The organism is archaeon (genome assembly GCA_016432545.1).
Classification (GTDB): Archaea; Thermoproteota; Nitrososphaeria; order Nitrososphaerales; family Gagatemarchaeaceae; genus UBA183.
The window spans coordinates 1,061,465-1,078,003 of record CP066694.1; the positions used below are offsets into that span (position 1 = coordinate 1,061,465).

The 16,539-nt window shown below is 55.5% G+C and carries 20 protein-coding genes; 8 read left to right on the plus strand and 12 right to left on the minus strand.

All coding sequences use genetic code 11. The features are described from left to right. Nucleotides 1-304: 304 nt before the first annotated feature. From HY247_05870 to HY247_05885, 4 genes are all read right to left on the minus strand, one after another. A complete protein-coding gene (locus HY247_05870; protein QQG48277.1) occupies nucleotides 305-841 on the minus strand; it encodes a hypothetical protein in 537 nt (178 codons plus the stop codon). A gap of 265 nt (nucleotides 842-1,106) precedes the next feature. After that, nucleotides 1,107-1,346, minus strand: a complete 240-nt coding sequence (locus tag HY247_05875; protein QQG48278.1) for a hypothetical protein — start codon at nucleotides 1,344-1,346, stop codon at nucleotides 1,107-1,109. Further along, a complete protein-coding gene (locus HY247_05880; protein QQG48279.1) occupies nucleotides 1,343-1,858 on the minus strand; it encodes a hypothetical protein in 516 nt (171 codons plus the stop codon). The genes HY247_05875 and HY247_05880 overlap by 4 nt, the downstream gene beginning before the upstream one ends. A gap of 194 nt (nucleotides 1,859-2,052) precedes the next feature. Continuing rightward, nucleotides 2,053-2,565 carry a hypothetical protein gene (locus HY247_05885; protein ID QQG48280.1) on the minus strand — a complete coding sequence of 171 codons (513 nt, stop codon included), beginning with the start codon at nucleotides 2,563-2,565 and terminating at the stop codon, nucleotides 2,053-2,055. Nucleotides 2,566-2,619: 54 nt separating this feature from the next. On the opposite strand from HY247_05885, the gene HY247_05890 reads away from it, so the two are divergent. After that, the gene (locus tag HY247_05890; GenBank protein QQG48281.1) at nucleotides 2,620-3,039 is read left to right on the plus strand and encodes a hypothetical protein; all 420 of its coding nucleotides are present in this window, start codon (nucleotides 2,620-2,622) and stop codon (nucleotides 3,037-3,039) included. A 22-nt stretch (nucleotides 3,040-3,061) separates the two neighbouring features. Here the strand turns inward: HY247_05890 and HY247_05895 are convergent, their stop codons facing one another. Beyond that, entirely contained in the window at nucleotides 3,062-3,532 is a 471-nt protein-coding gene (locus HY247_05895) for a J domain-containing protein (protein QQG49575.1), read from the minus strand. 100 nt (nucleotides 3,533-3,632) lie between these two features. Here HY247_05895 and HY247_05900 point away from each other — a divergent pair, with 100 nt between their 5' ends. Continuing rightward, nucleotides 3,633-3,791 (plus strand): hypothetical protein, encoded by a 159-nt coding sequence (locus tag HY247_05900; GenBank protein QQG48282.1) that lies wholly within the window; start codon nucleotides 3,633-3,635, stop codon nucleotides 3,789-3,791. Between the two features lie 418 nt (nucleotides 3,792-4,209). Here the strand turns inward: HY247_05900 and HY247_05905 are convergent, their stop codons facing one another. From HY247_05905 to HY247_05915, 3 genes are read right to left on the minus strand one after another with little or no spacing between them, the layout of a single operon-like run. Then, on the minus strand, nucleotides 4,210-5,463 hold the full coding sequence (locus HY247_05905; protein QQG48283.1) for a hypothetical protein: 1,254 nt from the start codon (nucleotides 5,461-5,463) through the stop codon (nucleotides 4,210-4,212). A 2-nt stretch (nucleotides 5,464-5,465) separates the two neighbouring features. Then, the gene (locus tag HY247_05910) at nucleotides 5,466-5,642 is read right to left on the minus strand and encodes a hypothetical protein (GenBank protein QQG48284.1); all 177 of its coding nucleotides are present in this window, start codon (nucleotides 5,640-5,642) and stop codon (nucleotides 5,466-5,468) included. Between the two features lie 50 nt (nucleotides 5,643-5,692). Next, entirely contained in the window at nucleotides 5,693-6,328 is a 636-nt protein-coding gene (locus tag HY247_05915) for a hypothetical protein (GenBank protein ID QQG48285.1), read from the minus strand. Nucleotides 6,329-6,658: 330 nt separating this feature from the next. Here HY247_05915 and HY247_05920 point away from each other — a divergent pair, with 330 nt between their 5' ends. Beyond that, the gene (locus HY247_05920; GenBank protein QQG48286.1) at nucleotides 6,659-7,591 is read left to right on the plus strand and encodes a Fic family protein; all 933 of its coding nucleotides are present in this window, start codon (nucleotides 6,659-6,661) and stop codon (nucleotides 7,589-7,591) included. An 84-nt stretch (nucleotides 7,592-7,675) separates the two neighbouring features. On the opposite strand, the gene HY247_05925 is transcribed toward HY247_05920, so the two are convergent. The 3 genes from HY247_05925 to HY247_05935 form a co-directional block, all read right to left on the minus strand. Further along, nucleotides 7,676-8,848 carry a tyrosine-type recombinase/integrase gene (locus HY247_05925; GenBank protein ID QQG48287.1) on the minus strand — a complete coding sequence of 391 codons (1,173 nt, stop codon included), beginning with the start codon at nucleotides 8,846-8,848 and terminating at the stop codon, nucleotides 7,676-7,678. A 230-nt stretch (nucleotides 8,849-9,078) separates the two neighbouring features. Next, nucleotides 9,079-10,446, minus strand: coding sequence for a hypothetical protein (locus tag HY247_05930; protein ID QQG48288.1), 1,368 nt, complete (start codon nucleotides 10,444-10,446; stop codon nucleotides 9,079-9,081). A gap of 79 nt (nucleotides 10,447-10,525) precedes the next feature. Further along, nucleotides 10,526-11,185 (minus strand): hypothetical protein, encoded by a 660-nt coding sequence (locus HY247_05935; GenBank protein QQG48289.1) that lies wholly within the window; start codon nucleotides 11,183-11,185, stop codon nucleotides 10,526-10,528. 300 nt (nucleotides 11,186-11,485) lie between these two features. On the opposite strand from HY247_05935, the gene HY247_05940 reads away from it, so the two are divergent. Both HY247_05940 and HY247_05945 read left to right on the plus strand, forming a co-directional pair. Then, nucleotides 11,486-12,220 (plus strand): hypothetical protein, encoded by a 735-nt coding sequence (locus HY247_05940; GenBank protein ID QQG48290.1) that lies wholly within the window; start codon nucleotides 11,486-11,488, stop codon nucleotides 12,218-12,220. A gap of 46 nt (nucleotides 12,221-12,266) precedes the next feature. Further along, a complete protein-coding gene (locus tag HY247_05945; GenBank protein ID QQG48291.1) occupies nucleotides 12,267-12,509 on the plus strand; it encodes a hypothetical protein in 243 nt (80 codons plus the stop codon). A 99-nt stretch (nucleotides 12,510-12,608) separates the two neighbouring features. Here the strand turns inward: HY247_05945 and HY247_05950 are convergent, their stop codons facing one another. After that, nucleotides 12,609-13,286 (minus strand): peptidylprolyl isomerase, encoded by a 678-nt coding sequence (locus tag HY247_05950; GenBank protein QQG48292.1) that lies wholly within the window; start codon nucleotides 13,284-13,286, stop codon nucleotides 12,609-12,611. Between the two features lie 84 nt (nucleotides 13,287-13,370). On the opposite strand from HY247_05950, the gene albA reads away from it, so the two are divergent. The 3 genes from albA to HY247_05965 are packed head-to-tail and all read left to right on the plus strand — an operon-like array spanning nucleotide 13,371 to nucleotide 16,447. Then, on the plus strand, nucleotides 13,371-13,658 hold the full coding sequence (gene albA / locus HY247_05955; GenBank protein ID QQG48293.1) for a DNA-binding protein Alba: 288 nt from the start codon (nucleotides 13,371-13,373) through the stop codon (nucleotides 13,656-13,658). A gap of 38 nt (nucleotides 13,659-13,696) precedes the next feature. Then, complete coding sequence (locus tag HY247_05960; GenBank protein QQG48294.1) at nucleotides 13,697-15,049, plus strand: acetyl ornithine aminotransferase family protein; 1,353 nt, start codon at nucleotides 13,697-13,699, stop codon at nucleotides 15,047-15,049. A 3-nt stretch (nucleotides 15,050-15,052) separates the two neighbouring features. Then, entirely contained in the window at nucleotides 15,053-16,447 is a 1,395-nt protein-coding gene (locus HY247_05965; GenBank protein ID QQG48295.1) for a hypothetical protein, read from the plus strand. The last annotated feature ends 92 nt before the right edge of the window (nucleotides 16,448-16,539 follow it).

Consider the following 16,539-nt stretch of genomic DNA (forward strand, 5'->3'; position numbering starts at 1 on the left):
TCTCAGACCGAGTCTCTGTAAGTTCGCAGCAGCCTAAATCCTAGGTCACTATCAAATGGGAACGAACTGCGGCGTTTCCCATAGACTGGATGCCTGACCTCGCCTAACCTTTCCTCGACAGTCTAGGTCTTACCATAGTACTCAAAAGTAGGTAATTTCCTTACTATTTGGAACTCTCCCCGGTCATGATATTCTAGCCCGGATTGAGTAGACAGCCCGGTATGGAGCCTCTGCCTTTACACCTTGGACAGATTCTCGCCCCAGAGTTGGAGGTTGTCTTTTGCTCGCATGGGGTTCGGCTTCCCTAGCAGCCATTTCCGCACAATAGGTTGATACGCGCTTCGTCGAGAGCGTTATCCCAATCATCCTTGGAAGCTTGCTCGAGGTTGATTCCCTTGCGTCTAAGAATCTCGGCTGATTCTTTGCCAATAGCGTCCGCATCATATGAAGCCTTTTGCCAAACCGCCCTTAGGGACTCTATCCACTCAGGGCTCAAGACGTTTGCTTCCCTGAGTGACTCCATTGCTAGGTTTGAGGCAAGTTCGTGATCATCTGCACCGTCAGCGTGAGCTAGTTCGTGAAGGAATACGAAAGCTAAGCATGCATCGTCTTTTATCCTCTCGACTGTAGGAACTTCGACATTAATGCTGTTGTCATCAGGGTCCCACCAGGCCAACTCAAGACTCTCAGCTTTCCTACGCTCTTCCCGCTGGTACTGGTACAGCGTGATATCGAACTTCTGGATGTCTATCTTCCCAAACGTCAGGACGGCACTCGCGATCTTCTCCACGAGCGCATCATCGAGGGGCGTCTTTGACTGGGAAAAGGATCCGGAGTACACCAGTCTAGCCTCCTATTAGTTGATCGTGCGAGCCTGAATCGTTTTGACTTGTTCTTGGGCACTCTGCTGCAGTATTTGCTGAAAGTCCTTGCCTATGTATTCCAGTCTGACTTCGCCATGGAAACTGTGGGCGTAATACCAGTACAGGTACTCTCTTCCTTGGCAGTTCCTGACCTTCTTCTGATACAGACCAAATCCCTTACCACCGCATCTCGGACAATTCTCCATAGGGACCGGGGCGGACCTAGGATGTTCCAGACACAACTCAGACCCTCTCCCTCATAGTGACGCCGCATTCACAGGTGCTAGCGACCGCTGTAATCTCTCCGAATGTGTAAACGGGAAACTGGGTGAAGAAATGAGCGTGGGGGGCACTTGGAGTACCCCCAATCTGCTTCGCTAACGATGCGAAAGTCTCGAGGTCGATGGGAGGCGTGAAGTCGAGGACTACCTGTGTCACACGCCTGCCGTGAATCTCGGGGGTCATCCTCATGCCCGTCATCATGGTCCTCGCTCCTTCAGCCACTTCTTGATTAGGGGGGCATACCGTTCCTTGATCCTGTAGAAGGTGTCCCATTCATTCCCCTCGCGTCTTTCTTCCTTGATGTATGGGCTCTCATAGCCCCAGGTACGTGAGCGGATGGAGAGTCCCGCGAGGAGACCGCCCAAGTCCCAGCCGCGGAATCCCGGGTTCTTCAATAGTTTCTTCATCTCGTTCAGGAATTCTTCGCGAGTCACCTCGCCCTTGTCACTCAGCACCTTGAGGGCCACAATCTGGTCTTCACGGGTTTCCTTGCTGAGAAACTGAGTGAGGTCCTGCTCGTTCCACTCCGTCTTGATTCCCTCGTCGGCGGAGCCCAGCGACGTCAAGTCGAAGAACTTCGAAAAATTCTCGACGGCGCTTATGAGCTCCTGAAGGCTGTCCAAGCTCACTGTCTGCTTCAGCTTGAGGGTGGTATTACCAACCTCCACAGAAGTGATGTCTGTTCCTTCTATTACTGGCTTTATTGCAGTCATATGTGACTACTAGTAGAATATTGATAACTATTTAAGTAGTATCTCCGCAGAGCGATGTACCTGGCTACACTGAACCCTACTCCTCTGCTGGGGTACCTGTCTAAGACCTTCGGCGTCTGAGCAATTGCGAACTGAATGAATGTCTGTGGACATGCGTCGAACCCTTGGCGCAGCGAAGCGCTTTCACGATAGTACTATGGGAAGAACGATGCGATTACCAAGGGAACTCCCACCACCAATACACTCGACCCGATATCATAGAATCTGGGAAAGGTCGGCTTTCTCGTCTTGGATGTAAGACTTAGTGAAAGAGACGTGGGGGCAGATTGACCGTTCTTCACCCATACGCCGTAGACGCCCTTGGGAAGTTTCTTTTCGAAACTCTGATGAATCTGAGACCGATCCTCAAGATGAACGGGGAACCACCAATCTGTAGTCCGTGACGAGACTTCGGGGACCACCGGCAGTTCCACAAGCGAGTAATCGAAGACCCCCGAATAGCTCTTGAACGATCCATCTAAGGTCGAATCATCGTCGATGATGAATGTGAATATCTTTTCAGCCTTGTCCGGATAGGGCGCCAGATTAGCACCTTGATTGTCGTAGATTATCCGTACTGCAATGCTTCTTCTTAGCCCAAGAACCATCAAGGCCATACCGGCAATCACAATTGTGATGCCTGTCTCTAACAGGGTGGCCTGTACCATAGGCTCAGCTGACTCCGGCCAGAGTTTAATTCTTCGCAAGCCAAGCAGCCTGCGATGACTATTCTCGAATCAGTCCTAGGAATCGGTCTTATCATAGCATTGGTCGTAATCGTCGTCTTGGCTCGGTACGCACAGCTAGAACATCGGCGCAGGCTGAAGAAGGCCACTGATGCCTTCCGGCTGGGAGGCAGCCAGAAGATTGGTGACATCTCCCAGCTGCTGGGGACATTCGATGTCTTGACCAAGTATGACGAGATATCGCTACTGTCATCAACCTCGGCGCAATCGAGCATGGATCTTCTTGGGAGGAAGGGGAACCAGCTTGACTTCATCGAATTCAAGAAGGCAGGGACGCCGCTCACGAAGTCCGAACGCCAGCTCAAGGGCTACATCGATTCGGGACAGCTCAAGGTCGCCTACAGGATCATAGATGTCAGTTGGCCCGAAGACATCAAGGTCGTTGACCGTCAATAAGACAGCCAAGTAGGGAGCAGTATCAGAGTCTCACCCATTCGTGAACGGAGATAGCCAGGCAGAGGAGGATGAAGCCATTGAACACGAAATACCAATGACCTGACACCGAAGGAGGGATCACGAAGTCGAAAGTTAAGAGGAAGAAGAGAAGCACTCCCGTCGTCTCAGCCCCATCGTTCCGCCTCGTAGATCTCCACGCGTCGTCCTCTCTCTTTGCCTCTCGTCTGACAGCCTCCTTGTTCAGCCTGTAGAGCAGGACCTCTCGCGGGTCGTCATACTTGTCGGGGCCGAGCGCATCATATAGGGTTCTCTTATCGGAGTTGGAAAGGACGGAGTAGGCCTCCGAGACCTCTTTGAATCTCTCCTCAGCCTCTGGGGATCTGTTCCTATCCGGGTGGTACTGGGCGGCCAGCCTCCTGTACGCCTCCTTGATTTCGTCGACGAGTGCAGTCTTCGCGACGCCAAGGACTGCATAGAAGTCTCTGCCCGTCATTCGGTCATGTGCACGGTTGTGTATACTTACGTATGTATATAGCGCCCTACGCATACAACAAACCCATGTATTATAATACGAACCTACCAACGAACATCCTATGACCGCCCAAGCCAAGGTGAAGATCTACTCGTCGAGGGGGAGGCACAGCATCAACCTCCCGACCGAGTTCGTCAGGGACAGCGCCTTTCCGTTCAAGCCGATGGAGGAGTTGGTCGCTAGGATAGACGGCAAGCGGATAGTGATAGAGAAGCCATAACGCGCTAGCCATGCCAGTAGCCGCCTGTCCTCAGATGGTGATAGTGGGAAGCGCGCTCCTCTTTTGAAGGGAAGTGGAGCTGCCTTAAGTGAGCGCAGCGGATGCCACATCAGAAATGACGGCACAAGACGATCTGACTTGGCTTCTATTGAGGATTTACGTGAGGGCTCATCACCGGAACAGGCGAAGGCGACAACGACTTGACGAAGGAATGCGCCAAAATCGAAGTGCTGCGGAGATCAGAATAGCAGAATAGATTACCCTGATGTTGAACTGCACGGGTTGTCGCGAAGCTGGCGGAAGCCTAAAGGGAGGTCTGCTTAACAATAAAGAAGGGTGCGTCGCCGGAAGGAACAGAGCACCGTCGCACACCTGTGGTTGTCGTGACAACGCCGTGACAATAGCGGATGTTCCCCCTTCAAAGCAGTTGGAGGGCCATCTCCATCGTCTCCCTGCACACTCTCTCTGAACGGGGTTCGTTCTCTACAAGATCCAGCGGCGTGGTCAATCCGTTGAACTCCCTCAGCTCTCCCACCGGCATAACCTTGGCCCAAATCCTCCCATTCGTGAGGTTCTGAACGAAAAGGATCATGGGGACGGCATACCTCTGCGCTAGTCTCAACTCTGCGAGCACCTTCCTCCTCGGTATCCATCTCTGCCGGGTCCCATCCTCCTTCAGCGTCAAAGCCTTGAATGCGCCGACCCCCCTCGCAGTGCGCGTGCCAGGCGCATAGAAGACGAAGTCCGGCGTCCCTTCCTTCAGGCTGTTGTCATGCAGCTTCCCCGCGCCGTGAAGTGTCTCTTCGGAGAACTTGAGTTGGGCCTTGTTGCCTTTGTCCCGGTTCGCAATCCCAGCTTCCTTCGTTAGTTTGCCACTCGAAGGAGAGGGCGGAGCCCCACCTTGGGGCATCTGACTCTGGGTAACTTGATTGGTGTTAAGTTCCTTAGGACTGGAGCCTGCTTGCGATTCGCTTCCTCCTCTCCCAAATGAATCGGAGAGTTCGTCTAGTTGGTCCGAGAACATGCCGAACCTCTCCAACATGTCCTGGGCTCTGTCGATCAGAAGATCGAAGCTCTTGATTGCTTCATCGCGTTGTTTGTGCCATTTGTAGTACTGGGTGATTACCTCGCTGTACTGCGCTTCCCTCTGATCGGCTCTTTTGTTTACGGCCTCCATCGCCCTCGTCTGCGCCTGTATGGAGTCGGCAAGGCTATCGTCATACGGCGCCAACTCATCCATCTCCTGGCTCAGCGCGGCGAACTTCGTGGTGAGCTCTGAAAGAGTGGTCTGCATCCCGTTGACCGCGCCGGTCAGAGGCTCCAAACGAGCTTGCAGCTCCTTGTCGATGTGTTCGACCACGCTCAGTTTCACCTGCTCCTCGCTCCTTGTGTTGGTTCGGACTTCATGATAGAGAGTCCACGAGAGGCAGACGAGGAAGATGAGCGTGAACACCCACACCCCGGAGAGGATGGGCCCATCGAGAGCCGGGACTTGTGAATAGATGATGGAAACAGACGCCGCCGAGAAGAAGCTCATGACAAACACGGTCGATATGCGTCGCTTCGCCTCCTGCGAATCTTCGGCCCTCCAACCTACGGATGCGCCGATGTCGGCTGCAAGGTAGGCCAGGAGTATGAACGCGGTCAATGGGGAAAGGAAGGGTTCAGTCAAGTTCAGCCGTCCACCTCCTCCCTGAGGATGGACAACCACGTCCCCAGCTTAGCCGCGAGGTCGGTGATGGAAACTAGGTCGGGCTCGGACAGTATCACCCTCCTCAGAACCGAATCAGGTCTGCACTTGGTAGCCACGAATTCCTTGAGCGGGCGGATGTCGACCTCGACCTCTGGCATAGGTGAGGGGGACGTGAGCGGCCCTTTCACCCCATAATCGGAGAAAACCTCTAGGACTTGGGGTCGGATTTCTCAGATTCAGAGTCCTTGGCTCTGTCTCTGTCAATCACACTCTGAATCAATGAGACGACGTGTGCCTGGTGCCTCTCCCTTGCCTCCGTCGTCATCACCAGCATCAGACTAACGACAACAGTCACTGCAATCAGGTCTAGGGCAACAAGAAGCCCACTGTATGAAGTATCGGCGCTCCACATGGCATAGCTTGGTCCCAGAGCGAGGCCGAGTACCATGGTCATCGTCGAAATGATTAGGACTTCATTCAGGCTGAAGGTTGCCAAGAATGGTCTTAGGGCTCGCCTTCCAAGTGAGGTGACCACGAACTCCTGCGGGTCCAGAATCTCTGATGGAGAGATGACGGGAACATTCGGAGCGGGGGCGATATACTTGTGCTCAAGGAGCCAGCCGAAGCTCTTCCTGATCGTGTCGTATCCCCCGATTCCGACTTCGTCTTTCAGTTTGTCGATCGAAGTGACTCGCTCGTGTCTCTTGCGCGATTCCAGATAGAGTAGGATTTTGAGAGGACTGAGTCTAATCTTCTTCGCTTTCTCTCGTCCAGACACTCTGTCAACAAATCTGACTAATAGTGATTCCTTACTGTTGGGGATCTCTCCATCCACCTGTACCACACGGGACGGTTTTTGGCACCATTGGTGATTTTAGGTGGATGCCGCCTGTGGCATCTCATTGAGGAGAGGGCAAGTCGAAAGTGTAACCGCTTCACCGTCAATTTGGACTTGGCTCTCTTGAGGAAAGAGGCCCCTGAGACTGAAAGAAATCGTATTACTCATTCGTGAACGATCATTCCACGGATAGGAATCAGGGTTCTGGTAGGCTTTCGCTGTAACTGGTCATTCTGTCAATTCCTGTAGCCTAGCGGTCTAGGCTATCATATCATTGTTTATGTATGTTAGCGCAATACTTATAACATCGTATACTCTGCGGTATACTGTTAGTCTATGGGAACACTGACCAGACCAAGGCTGAATGAAGCTATTCTCAACAAGTGGGCCATAGTCGATGCCAAGAGGCCTCTCTCATCGACTGTCGTGAACAAACTGAAGGAGAGTTTCAGGGCAGAGTACGTCTACAACACCAACGCCATCGAGGGGAATACCCTGACGCTCAGGGAGACGCAGCTCCTCATCGAGGAAGGGATAACGGTCCATGGGAAGAGTTTGAGAGAGCTAGACGAAGCACGAAACCATCCCGAGGCGCTAGACTACATAGAGAACCTGGCCACGGAGGGCAAGAGCATCACAGAGTTCGACATCACCACTCTCCACCAAATCCTGATGAAAGGGACAATCGAAGAGAGGTTCGTCGGGCGATACAGGACTGGCCAGATAGGAATCAGGGGCTCAAGGCACGTCCCCCCTCCCGCATACGAAGTCCCCCGCCTCATGGAGGAGTTCGTGAAGATGGTCAACGACAATCCGAGGGAACTCACCACCGTCGAGCTGGCAGCCGTGGCTCTGCATCGTCTTGTCTTCATCCATCCTTTCGAGGACGGGAACGGAAGAATGTCTAGGTTGCTGGCGAACCTTGTCCTTCTAAGGAAGCGCTACCCCCCGGTCATCATCCTCAACGCGGACAGGAAGAGATACCTGAACTATCTGGCGAAGGCTGACGAGGGCAACTACGCACCGCTGGTGAACTTCTTCGCCCAGTACGTGATCAAGCACCTGGACATGATCCTCAGGGCACTGGAACAGAAACCGGAAGACGACCTTCTCACCCTGGTCGAAGCCGAGAGGCTTTCGTCGTTTTCTGCCGCTTATCTACGAGTCCTCGCCAACCGCGGTCTGATTTCGGCGTCGAAGGAAGGCCGTGAGTGGAGAATTTCGAAGCGCGAGCTCCTCGACTACGTTCGGACCCACAAGAAGGCTTGAGCGGACGCTCGGTAGTCAATTTCTAGCTCGAAAAACCCACGTTTCTGGGCAAAACCTACTCTGGAAGGAAGGCCGCCACTTCTGTCAGTTGGGGAGCCTCAGAATGGTCTTCTCATTTGATAAGGAAGCTACGAACTCCCACCCCTTGGTAATGTAGCTCTCCACTTCGCTGACGGGCACTACCTTCTGATGGCTGCCGTTGTCCGCCATTTCTCCGAGGAGCCGCTCTCGCACCAGCTTCTGAATCTCCTTGTCTTCCATACCAGCGAGGTCGAGTTTGCCCACCTCTTCCTTGCTATACCCGCCCACCTTCAGCAGAATCTCTCGCTTGAATTCGGTCTTCAAATCAGGCCCCTCCCTTGTCCCGAAGACGCTGAGGTGCGGCATCAGTCTCAGGTAGTCAGAGGCCCTCTCTTCCTCGCTCTTCTGATAATAAGTGTCCATGTAGAAGCCGTGCCCGCAGAGGGCGTGGGCCGCATGCTCCCCTATGACGTCGCTCCCCTTGGTCAGAAAGTACTTGCGGAAGATGTGGAAGTGGATCTTGTGGATCCTGTGGTTGTCGAGCCTCTCACCGAGCCCTGCCCGTGACACCACCCTCCTGAAGTTCACGGTCGCAATCTTGGTCCTCGACCAGATGTCCCCGGAGTAATCGAAAATGAACCCACCGGATGAAACACTGTTGATGATCTCGTTCATCGCCTGCTTCGCCTCGTCGCTCATGTACGCCACCCTCGCCCTCTTCCCCTTGGTCATCTCAGCACGAAGAGAGGCCCGGGCTGGCTCGGCCTTCAGGTCCAAGTCGTTGATTGTAAGACTCAACGCCTCCGTGAGCCTCATACCGCTGCTCAAGAGAAGCAAGATCAGGGCCCTCATCCTGGCGTTGGGCTTCCCCGTAGTCAGCAACCGCCTGACCTGATCCATCTTCAGCGGCTCCTCGGCTATCTTCATGACCCTGGGGGTGGAGACCTTGTTCCTGAACTTCTTGTCGTCTATCTCGAACCCGCAGAAGACCAGGAACCGCTTGACGGCGCTGAGGTAGTCGACGATGGTCTTGGGCTTCAGTCCCTTCGAGTCAAGCCAGCCAACGAACGCGTCCATCGTCTCGTAGAGGTTCGCTTGGTTGGCGTCGATTCTCTTTTCATCCGCGAACTGTCTGAACTTCTTGATACCGAATGAGTAGAAGTGCTTCGAGTGGACGGAATGGCTCTTTCTGTAGACACCTTCGATGAACCTATCAACTTGGTTCCAATCAATCATGACTGACTAATTGCAGATGATATTTAGCGTCCAATACAACACAAATGCTAGAAGAAATGTCCTAAATGTCCTCTGTGTTATGGTCTTGATGGGGGTTGGATTACATTCAAAGGCGGTCGAATTAGCGTTTAATAGCTGATGCGGAGTTAATGACACGTCTGGCAGCGGCCGAACGCGTCGGGTCAATCCGGCTTGGATTCCACCAGAATGAGCGGGATTGACTGCTGGGCTCACGCGCTCGGACCGCTCTTGCCCAAATCTTCCTCAAGGCTGTCGAGGTTGCCCAGGAACCCATCCATGAACTTCCTGCTCTCTTCCCTGACACGCTCTCGACCAGCAACGAACCCCTTCGTGAATTCGGCCCAATTCGCCCCGACATACTTCACGAACCAAGGTTTTCTCCGCAAGGGACGCAGTCCGTCAAGGTCGAACCCGTGGAGTTGCGCGACCGAGTCACCGGCATCTCTCGCGAACTTGGGAGTTGCAATTTCAACCCCCTTCTCCTTGTAGCGGGCGGCAGATTCGACTGCCCAGTGCACCAGCCTCTCCACATCCGCGAACTGGCTGCTTGTCCACGGATGCGCACTCATGACAAGGCCAAGCTCGTTAATCTCCTTCAGGCCCTTCGACTTGAACGCCTCCCCGACCTTGTATGCCAACGCCCGCTGGATTTCGTGCTGGGGACCAGAGATTTCAGGCGGTATTCTGAAGAAGAGATCCTTGAAGCCCGCAGGCTTCTTGCGGGTTGCTCTCCGCATTGTAACGTATTCAGTCTCCCTACGACGAGACGCTTCGAGTTCGCCCAGGAGTTGGGATACGGACATCTCCAAGTACCTCGAGGTCGAGTCTGCGGTCTTCTGGATGTAGTCGTCGATGGTACCCTCGGAGAGGAAGAAGTCGCTCGTGAGTTCCACGTCGGCCATCTTCCTTCGCAGGGCAAGGTTGTCCCGAACGAACGCCGCAGTCGTGGGAGGTAGCATGTTCGGGCCGAGTGCCTTCAGCAAGGCCTCAGGGTCATCCTTGGAAGCCCGGGAAACGTTCTGTGCCACGCCTTCCGCGATGGAAGTCAGCAAGGCCATCTCGTTGATGCCGACTTCAATCCCCATCCTCCTCATCACCGTCGCATTTCGTATGAGGGACAGAGCATGGAAGATGAATCCGAGCCTTGCAGTCAAGAGCCTAATCAGCTCCTTCTCATCGGGGCGAAGTTCCTCGTCTCTGTAGGCTGGGAACCCGACGATCCGCCCGAAGCCTATCTCAGAGAACATCCCACCGACTTCGAACTCGTAGGCCATTCCAGGGGTTAGTCTGGCGTCGAGCTCGGCAAGGTAGCTGACCGCTATGAATTCCTTCGGTGCCTCCAGCTTCCGATAATAGGAAGCAGATCTATCCCGCCTCCTCTCAAGCACCCCTCTCTTCTCAAGCCTAGCCAGGACTCGCTCAATGGTTCTTGGCTTGACGTCCTTCAGCCTGCGAATGATGTCGCCATGCCGCAGCCAATCGTTCTTCTGGTCCCACAGTGCCATGACCATCCGTTCGCCCTCCGACGCGAGGGCGTCGACCCTGCCGGATCGGAACCTAGGTTTCTTCGGAGCCATAACTGCGGTTGATGATGGGTCACGTCTTAAAGGGGGCCGAACGTGTCACTACTGACACGTTGGGCAGCACTCCTCTGAGCTAGACGAGCGACGTCCAGCTGCCAGTCCTGATGCGTTCCTTCTTCTTGTATAGGGTGTGCACATCATAGCAGACTTCTAGATACTTGGGTGGTATCCTCACCTCCACCGAGCGGATGCTCATTATCCTCCCATCATATCTCCCGTCAAAGAAGACTGGTCGGCCGTCAAGCAGTTCCCGAGGAAACCTCAAGGGTGTTTCGTCATCTGGGTTTGTGTTGGGAGGGAGCCTACCACGAAGGTAAGAGAGGCCGTCGTCTTCACTTGCATACAGATAGAGCCTGCGTTCAGGCTCAAGTGGGACCGACTCGCCATACTGCGCCAGCCTCCACTTTGGCTCGATTGTGGAACGCAGGCCGAACCTTCTGATTGAATCGAGTCTCTTGGTCCGAGTGTTGTGATAGAAGTATCGGTCAACAGGAAGGTCGTGGGAATTGAGGGGTTTTCCCGCATCCTCGGAGGACCACAGTCTGTACTCTCGGCCGTTCCTCGCTACTCCGAAGAGACGGTGCGGTTCTTCCACCCGGACCTTCGTAATCTCTCCATCCCCGCTCTTATCGGAGAAAGCATCCGCTTCGGCCTTGGTCTTGAAGAACCCCCGGTTCCCCTGACATTCCGCTACGTACCTGAACTGGTTAGGCCTCTTGGTTAATTGCTGCACACTTCCCTGGGCCCTTCTTGCAAGTCCGATCCTCAGTTTTGCCGTGATTTGACCGTGAGTTAACTGCCAAGGTCAGTCGTCTCTGACCTCTGGTGTCTGCTCCGGTCTGTCCAATACAACAGAATTGGTGGGGTCGGCCGGATTTGAACCAGCGATCTTCAGCGCCCGAGGCTGAAAGCCTAGACCAGACTTGCCCCTTCGGGCCAGGAGTTCCGGGCCCCAAGGTCTAGCCGACGACCCCTTGGCCCGCGGCCCGGTGAGGTTCGTTTTATATCCTATCTGAGAAGCTGGCAACTCTGTTTGCTTCTCGGTTCTGGAAAGGGAATCACGCAGCAGACCAGTGCGGCGGTTCTCATCATGGCCATCGTGGTCGTCGGAGGAGCAGCCTACATCTTCTATGGTCAGATCACGGGTGGGGGTCCGACAAGTACGAGTTCGACCACACACTCATCCGCGAAGTCCGTGATTCTCTATGTGAACCAAGGAAACGGCAAGGTCAACGACACGAATTTCGCTTCGATGGTCGACTTCGCCATTGGGAAGGGCTTCAACACGGTCTTCTTCCAAGTCTACCGGGGAGGGGAACTCCTCTTCACCCAAGGCCAGCTCGGAAGCTTCGTGCTGACCTCGCATCAGTCAGGGCTGAAGATCTACTTCTCGCTGTACATCACCGCCCCGTCGCAGCCCCTCCCTTCCTTGATCTACGGCATTGGGGAGGACGGCATCAGCCTTGACATGTCAGGCCTCACAACAGCGTCCCAGGAGTCCTTTCTCAACGCTCTGAAGGGCAGCTATTCGGGCTCGACCGCCGTGACCACCACCAACATGACCTCCAGCCTACACCCAGACCTGCTCGTCTTGGAGACCTACCAGTCGTCGCTCCAGTCATTCATCGCGCCTGGGAGCGTCGGAAGTGTGGGGGTCTTCGCGACGACGAGCAAGCAGGACTACCAAGCCAGGTTCATGTACGCTTACACTCACAGTGACGGCGTGATGGTCTTCGACTACGCGGGGCTCGTGAAGTCGGGGTATTAGGTCGACCCCGGTCAATAAATACGAGGCCTGCTCATTGAAGCATGCGATGATTTCAGCCTCATGCTGTGTGGCCTGTCCCGAATGCAACGATGACTACCTGCAGCTCACAGACAGGGAGATGAGGATCTGTGAGACGGTCTGCTCCAGCAGCGCTCCCATAGGCTTCTCGGCTGTGAAGAGGGCCGTGGGACTTCACCAGGAAGTCGTCTCCAGGACCTTGAAGCGACTGGTCAACTACGGGGCCCTAGAAAGGGTCAGCGGGAAGTATCGCCGGAAGACCGGTCAATAACTACCTGCAGTCCCCATACACCTGACGGGGTGAATCGATTGGCGTGTTGCTGTTGCTGCTGTTGTTGCGACGAAGTCGAATCGAAGCCGAAGTAGCAGCTTAGGGGCTCGCGATGATTGTGACGTTGATCATCATCGCTTCGCTCGGGTTCACCGGTTGTTCTGGATAAGGGTCGGTGGACCCATAGACCTGTAGGGCCGCAAGTGCATCGACCACGCTCATCCCAGAGATGACCCGGCCGAAGACCGCGTAGCGCCCGTCCAGGTTCCTGTTGTCCCCAGTGTTGACATAAAATTGGCAACTCCCGCTGTTGTTGTCGTTTCCCCTCGCGAGTCCCAGGTAGCTTCGGTCGTTGTGTAGGCTCGCGTTCGAGACCTCGAGCGGTACCGTTGGAGTAGAACTGCCACCCCCCCATGTGCTTCGGTCGCCTGCGGCATTCCTTGTGCTCGGGTCGCCTGTCTGAATGACAGAAACATCGGGGGCCGCGGCTATTCTGTGCCAGACCAGATTGTCGTAGAAGCCCGTCTGGGCTAGGTGAACAAAGTTGGCAACGGTCTGCGGGGCCGAGGAGGGGTACAGCTCGACCTCAAACGAACCAAGGCTCGTGTAGATCCTTGCATACTTGCCGGTACCGGGGAGAGTCGAAGCCCCAGAGTTGTAGTAATACCATCCGGCGGCTACCACCAGGACGGCCACGACGACCCCGATGAGAAGGTAAGTGGTTCTCCGACTAGTGGGCTTCCTCCTGCCCGGCTTGTTAACCACTTCGGAGCCCACTCCAAACGGCCCGCTGAAATAGGATTCGGTCTTCCTCTCATGCCATGAGAGACTTTATAGCCCAAGTCGAACCTAGACGCTTCATTGGCTTCCGAAGAGAGAAAGACGGTCATCGTTGGCCAATCCAAGCCCATCCTGAACTACGTGACCGCCTGCATAACCATGTTCAACGGGGGCGCCCACCAGGTCGTTCTCAGGGCGCGCGGTGAGGCGATCAACATGTCCGTGGAGGTCGCTCAGATGCTGAAGAAGCGCTTCATGAGCAATGTGGAGATCTCCAACATCAAGATCGACGGTGAGAGCGTCACTTCGAGGGATGGAAGGCAGCTCAACCTGCCGGTCATTGAGATAGAGCTCTCGATACCCCAGTAAGTATTTTAGCCCGAAATCCTCGGCGCTTCACGATTTCTATGGGAGCACGCAAGTTCGCCAAGGTCGGCGGGAAGCTCCCCGGACCCAAGGCCGCGGCCGTCGTCAAGAAGACTGAGAAGTTCCTCTCACCTTCGATTTCACGCTTCTATCCGCTCGTGGTGGAGTCTGCCCACGGCTCGCTTGTGAAGGACGTCGACGGGAACCAGTTCCTGGACTTCGCCGCTGGGATCGCGGTCCTCAGCACCGGGTCGACGCACCCCAAAGTGGTCGATGCCATCCAGAGGCAGGCTGAGAAGTTCATCCACTTCTCTTACACCGACTTCTACTACGACAATCTCGTCGAGCTGACTGAGAGCCTTGTCTCCAAGATCCCGGGCGACTTCCCGAAGATGGCCTACTACGGCAACAGCGGCGCAGAGGCGATCGAAGCGGCGATGAAGCTATCCCGAAACTACACCAGGAGGCCGATCTACCTCGCCCATGGCGGCGCCTTCCATGGGCGGACGATGGGCTCTCTGAGCCTTACGGCGAGCAAGCCTATCCAGAGGAAGGGTTCGCTTCCCCTCGTCCCCGACGTCGTCCACTTCCCTTTTCCCTACTGCTTCAGATGTCCGTGGAAGCAGACCTTCCCGGAGTGCGACTACTACTGCGTCGACTACTTCAAGGAACAGTACCTTGAGAAGTTTGTCCCGATAGACGAGATAGCAGCGTACTTCTTCGAGCCGATTCAGGGCGAGGGTGGCTACGTCGTCCCACCGCCTGAATACTTCAAGAAGATGGAGTTCCTCAGGAAAGAGGGGGTTCTCTTCGTCTCGGACGAGATACAGACCGGAGTAGGGAGGACAGGGAAGTTCTTGGGAATCGAGAATTTCGGGGTCGTACCTGACATAGTGACGATCGCAAAGGGCATCGCGTCGGGGCTCCCTCTGGGGATTATGGTCGCCAAGTCCGAGGTCATGAACAGCTGGAAGCCTGGGCAGCACGCGTCCACCTTCGGGGCCAACCCCATCGCGGTCGAGGCCGCTCTGGCGACCCTGGAGGTCATGAAGACTGAACGGCTGATGGAGAACGCCAAGAGAGTAGGAGGGAAAGCGATGAAGAGGCTCCTCGAAATAAAGGAGAAGTTCGAGATCGTCGGCGACGTGAGAGGCCTGGGCTTGTTCATCGGTGTGGAGATCGTCAAGGACAAGAAGACCAAGACACGCGGCGAAGAGGAGGCCAAGGACATCATGGACTACTGCTTCAAGCACGGGCTCCTGGTGATAATGGCGGGAAGGAACACCATCAGGGTGATCCCACCCCTGAACATCTCCGAAGAAGAGATGACCGAGGGCCTTGACATCCTTGAGGAAGGGATCGCTCTGGTCAATTCGAAGACCGTGAAAGGTTAGGCCATGTATGACTTCGACTCGTTAGTAGGCGACCTGCTTTCGCAGAGGCCTGAGCTCTCGAGAGAGGAACTCTCGAGGAGGATTGAAGAGAAGAAGAAGACCGTGGGTGCAGGCTACCTGACCGACCAGGGGGCCCTCTTTCTGGTCGCGGGGGAGATGGGGATATCTCTGCGTAAGGACGAGACCGGCGCCGACCTCAGGATAAAGGACCTCTACATCGGAGCCAACGACGTAACCGTGGTCGCCAGGGTGCTGGCGGTCTATCCCATTTCTTCGTTCAACAAGAAGGAAGGCGGGGAAGGGAAGTACAAGCGACTTGTCCTCTTCGACGGGAGTCAGACCGCTCGGATGACTATCTGGGAGGAGGGGATCGAGGAGGTAGAGAAACTGAATCTTCAGACTGACATGCCAGTCAGGGTGATGAGCGGCTACGTCAAGCAGGGGCTGGACGGGAAGCCGAACCTCAACCTTGGGAAGAGGGGGAAGGTCGAAGTGGTCGAGGACCAGAAGGTCCTCGCGAGGATCCCGGAGCTCTCTTCTTCCATGGAGAAGACGCCGAAGCTCGACAAGGAGGAACACTTCGTCGCTCTGCAGTTCGTGGTCAGCTCTGAACCGAGGTACAGCGAGTTCACCAGGGCAGACGGGTCGGGAGGGTCTCTCTTCCAGTTCGGAGTCGAGGGAGGCAGAGGCGAGGTGAGGGTCGTGGTCTGGAGCCCGAGTGCGAGGCCCGAGCTAAAGCGCGGTGACAGGGTGGTGGTGACCAACGTCAGAGCGAGGCGCTCCTCCAGCGGGGAGTACGAGGTCCACGGCGACGCGGGCAGTGCGATAATCATCGGTCAGAAGGCGGAGCGGATGAAGCTCAGGGTCGCGGCCGCGACAAGCGGGACGTCCAGGCAGCTGCTGTGTCTCGACGCCGGTGGGAAGGTGACGGTGGTGGAGTTGGGTGAAAAGGCCAGGTCTGCGGCGATGGGCGACGTAGTCGCGCTTGCCCCGGACAGGGAGTCAGGAGGGCGGCTCTACTGCGACTCGCCCGAGTCGTTGAACCTGGTGAACGACGAGTCGCTCCCCAAGCTCGAGGGACTCGTCACGAAGCTCAAGGACGCGAGGCAGGAGGGCAAGCCGATCATGGTAGAGGTGATAGCACTCTCAGCCGGGTCGGTGGATGATGTCCGCCTGACTGACGGATCTTCGGCGCGGAAGGGTGAGCTCTTGCTAGGAGACGACACGGGTGAGGTCAAGCTCGTAGCCTGGAGGGACGCCTCGGGGAAGGTCTCGGCGGTCCAGCCCGGGGAGAAGCTGAGGATAGTCGGCGTTTCGGCCAAGCTGACAAAGATGGGAGCGTGGCTCCTGGAGGCTACGCAGACTACGGTTTTGGAAAGGGTTCGGGTCCGGAACTAAGCCTTCGTCCTGCGGAGGGCTTCGTACTCGTAGACGAAGATTATCACGAGGCCGACCACGAACAGCACTATCATCGTAGTGCTGAGGAAGTT

Bases quoted from the DNA above. Each gene is read 5' to 3' on its own strand.
- HY247_05885 (QQG48280.1), bottom strand. From the start codon at position 2,565: ATGGTACAGGCCACCCTGTTAGAGACAGGCATCACAATTGTGATTGCC.
- HY247_05965 (QQG48295.1), top strand. From the start codon at position 15,053: ATGTATGACTTCGACTCGTTAGTAGGCGACCTGCTTTCGCAGAGGCCT.
- HY247_05925 (QQG48287.1), bottom strand. From the start codon at position 8,848: ATGATTGATTGGAACCAAGTTGATAGGTTCATCGAAGGTGTCTACAGA.
- HY247_05945 (QQG48291.1), top strand. From the start codon at position 12,267: ATGATTTCAGCCTCATGCTGTGTGGCCTGTCCCGAATGCAACGATGAC.
- HY247_05920 (QQG48286.1), top strand. From the start codon at position 6,659: ATGGGAACACTGACCAGACCAAGGCTGAATGAAGCTATTCTCAACAAG.
- HY247_05930 (QQG48288.1), bottom strand. From the start codon at position 10,446: ATGGCTCCGAAGAAACCTAGGTTCCGATCCGGCAGGGTCGACGCCCTC.
- HY247_05910 (QQG48284.1), bottom strand. From the start codon at position 5,642: ATGCCAGAGGTCGAGGTCGACATCCGCCCGCTCAAGGAATTCGTGGCT.
- HY247_05960 (QQG48294.1), top strand. From the start codon at position 13,697: ATGGGAGCACGCAAGTTCGCCAAGGTCGGCGGGAAGCTCCCCGGACCC.
- HY247_05880 (QQG48279.1), bottom strand. From the start codon at position 1,858: ATGACTGCAATAAAGCCAGTAATAGAAGGAACAGACATCACTTCTGTG.
- HY247_05875 (QQG48278.1), bottom strand. From the start codon at position 1,346: ATGATGACGGGCATGAGGATGACCCCCGAGATTCACGGCAGGCGTGTG.
- HY247_05900 (QQG48282.1), top strand. From the start codon at position 3,633: ATGACCGCCCAAGCCAAGGTGAAGATCTACTCGTCGAGGGGGAGGCAC.
- HY247_05895 (QQG49575.1), bottom strand. From the start codon at position 3,532: ATGACGGGCAGAGACTTCTATGCAGTCCTTGGCGTCGCGAAGACTGCA.
- HY247_05890 (QQG48281.1), top strand. From the start codon at position 2,620: ATGACTATTCTCGAATCAGTCCTAGGAATCGGTCTTATCATAGCATTG.